General features: G+C 72.3%; 1 protein-coding gene and 1 pseudogene. One reads left to right on the top strand and one right to left on the bottom strand.

Annotation, left to right across the window (positions count from 1 at the left end):
- Positions 1 to 1,391, top strand: a 1,391-nt coding sequence (locus LQV45_RS24675) for a methyltransferase (RefSeq protein ID WP_230009243.1), incomplete at its 5' end; no start/stop codon positions are given.
- A gap of 159 nt (positions 1,392 to 1,550) precedes the next feature.
- On the opposite strand, the pseudogene LQV45_RS24670 reads toward LQV45_RS24675, so the two are convergent.
- Positions 1,551 to 2,633, bottom strand: a pseudogene (locus tag LQV45_RS24670) (MFS transporter); the annotation flags it as partial.
- Between the last annotated feature and the right edge of the window lie 58 nt (positions 2,634 to 2,691).

Here is a 2,691-nt window from a genome sequence, read left to right as displayed (position 1 = left end):
GTCTCTGGCTTCTGTCTGAACCGCAGCCCGCGGCGACGCTCGACGCCGCCCTCCCCGGCATCCGTACCAAGGGGCTGGTGGAACTTGGGCTCGTGGAGCCTGCGGGCGGGGACCTGGTCCAGGCCAGGGTGGACCTCAGGCCGTACGGCTGGGACCCGACAGTGGGGGAAGACGGGACCAGCGCCGGCGGAGCAGACCTCTGGGTGGCCAGCGACCTCGCGGCCCACCAGCGCGCCGGCGTTCTTCGTCACGACCATGTCCTGGGGATTGGGCAGGCCTCCACCACCCTGGTCCAGGTCACCGCCCGCCGCCATGTTGCCAAGGCACTCGATCTCGGCACCGGCTGCGGGATCCAGACCTTCCACCTGCTGCACCACGCCGAGCACGTGACAGCCACGGACATCTCCGAACGCGCCTTGGCGTTTACCCGGTTCAACCTGCTGCTCAACGCCGCCGAGCTGCACCTGGACCCGGCCGACCTTGACGCCCGCGTCAGCCTGAGGCTCGGATCCCTGCTGGACCCCGTCGCGGGGCAGGAGTTCGAGCTGGTGGTCTCCAACCCGCCCTTCGTCATCACCCCCCGCAGCCTGGGCGAGACCGCCACGGACCAGTTCACGTACCGCGACGGCGGCCTGCCGGGGGACGAGATTGTGTCCTCGCTGGTCCGTGCGCTGCCCTCGGTCCTTGCCCCGGGCGGAACGGCCCAGCTTCTGGGCAACTGGGAGATCACGGCCGGCGCCGGCTGGGCCGACCGGCCCCAGAGCTGGGCCGGCCCGGCCACCGACGTCTGGTTCATCCAGCGCGAGCAGGTGGGCCCCGAGCAGTACGCCGAGACCTGGCTGCAGGACGCCTCGGAAAGCCGCGACCGCCGGCTCTACGAGGACTCGTACGCGGCCTACCTGGACGACTTCGCCTCGCGCAATGTGGCCGGAATCGGCTTCGGCATGATCTGGCTGCGGAGGCCTGCCGACGGCGCCGGGCGGGTGCTGTCGCGCTTCGAGGAGATCACCTACCCGATCGAGCAGCCGGTAGGGCCACACCTGGGCGCCGCCGTCGAGCGTGCCGACTGGCTGGCCGGCCATGATCTGGCCGCCGCCCACCTGCTGGTCGCGGAGGACGTCACCGAAGAACGGCACCAGCGCCCCGGTGCGGAACACCCCGGCGTCATCCTGCTGCGGCAGGGTGCCGGGCTGCGCCGCACCAACCTGCTCAGTACCGAGCTGGCGGGCCTGGTCTCAGCGTGCGACGGCGACCTGTCCGTCGGGCAGATCATCGGCGCCCTCGAGGCGCTGCTGGGCGGCTACGAGGGGTTTGACAGCGCGGAGTTCCGCGCCGGCCTGCTCGAGGAAGTCGGGAACCTCGTCCGCGACGGCTTCCTGCTGCCTGCCTGATACCGTCGCGGCCGTGCCCGCCAACAACGGTTCGGCCGCGGCCTTGGCCGGCAACGCCGCGTACGCCGCTGCCCCGGCCGCCGCCTTGGCCGCCGCTGGAGTGTTGGCGGCGGAGTCCTCCCGGCCGAACCGCGGCAGGACGTACGCCGTGAGGGCGAGGGCCACCAGGGCCCCGACGGCGCCGGTGAGCACGAAGCTGACGCGGACCGGCACCAGGGCGCCCAGGAGACCGCCCAGGGCCAGCGCGCCAATGGAGACGGCACGCGTCATCCCGCCGACAATCGCCATCGCCTGGCCGCGCCCGCTTTCCGGAATCCGCAGGATCGCGATGGCCCCGAAACAGGCGTTCAGGACGCCGCAGGCCACTCCCGTCCCTGTGTAGGCCGCAAAAAGCAGTTCCACGCTCGGGACCATCCCGGTGAGGACCAGGCACGCCGAGGCTCCGGTCATGGCGGTCAGCAGCACGCGCAGGCGGACCCGCGGCGTCCTGATCCTGCCGGCCATCGCGGCCCCGGCCGCCATGCCGAGGCCGAAGGCTGCGGACAGGAGGCCGTACTGGATTTCGGTGGCGCCAAGCTCGTTGCGGGCCAGGAACACCTCGAGCACGTTGGTGGCTTCGCCGACGACGATGAAGAACATCGCCCCCAGGACCAGGGCCCAGACCAGGCTGTCCCGGCGGATCAGGCGCAGCCCGTCCAGCAGCGCGGGCTTCGCCTGGCCGGCACGTTCGGCCGCCGTGCCGCGCCGGGTCCGGATCAGCAGCGCGCCCAGCCCCATGGCGACGTAGCAGCCGCTGGCCACGGTGAACACCAGCCCGGTCCCGCCCCAGCCGCTGAGCAGGCCGCCCGCGGCGGGTCCTGCCATCCCCGCGATCATGATGGTCGCCTGCATGGTCCCCATGGCCCGGGGGGTGCGGTCCTCTCCGACGATCCGCGGCAGCAGGGCCTGCCAGGTGGGGCTGGCCACGGACTGGGCCGCGTCGAGCAGGAACGTCATGGCAAACAGCACGGGCAGATAGTTCTCCAGGTACTGCATGCCAAGCCCCATGCCGGCGACGGCGGCGGCGCTGACCGCCGAACTCGCCGTCGCCAGCGTGCGCGAATCCATGGTGTCGGCGAGCCGGCCGGCCCACGGGGCCAGGAGGACCAGCGGCAGCGCTGAGCACAGCAGGTACGCGGCCACGAGCCAGGGCCCGGCGACAGGAGTTTCGCCGGCGGCGGCCGCGTTCTGCAGATGCAGCATCACGCTGACGACGACGGCGCCCATCCCCGCCGTCGCCACGAACCGGGCGGTGCCGGCA

The organism is Microbacterium sp. Bi128 (assembly GCF_918698205.1).
This window is presented reverse-complemented; position numbering and strand designations above follow the sequence as displayed.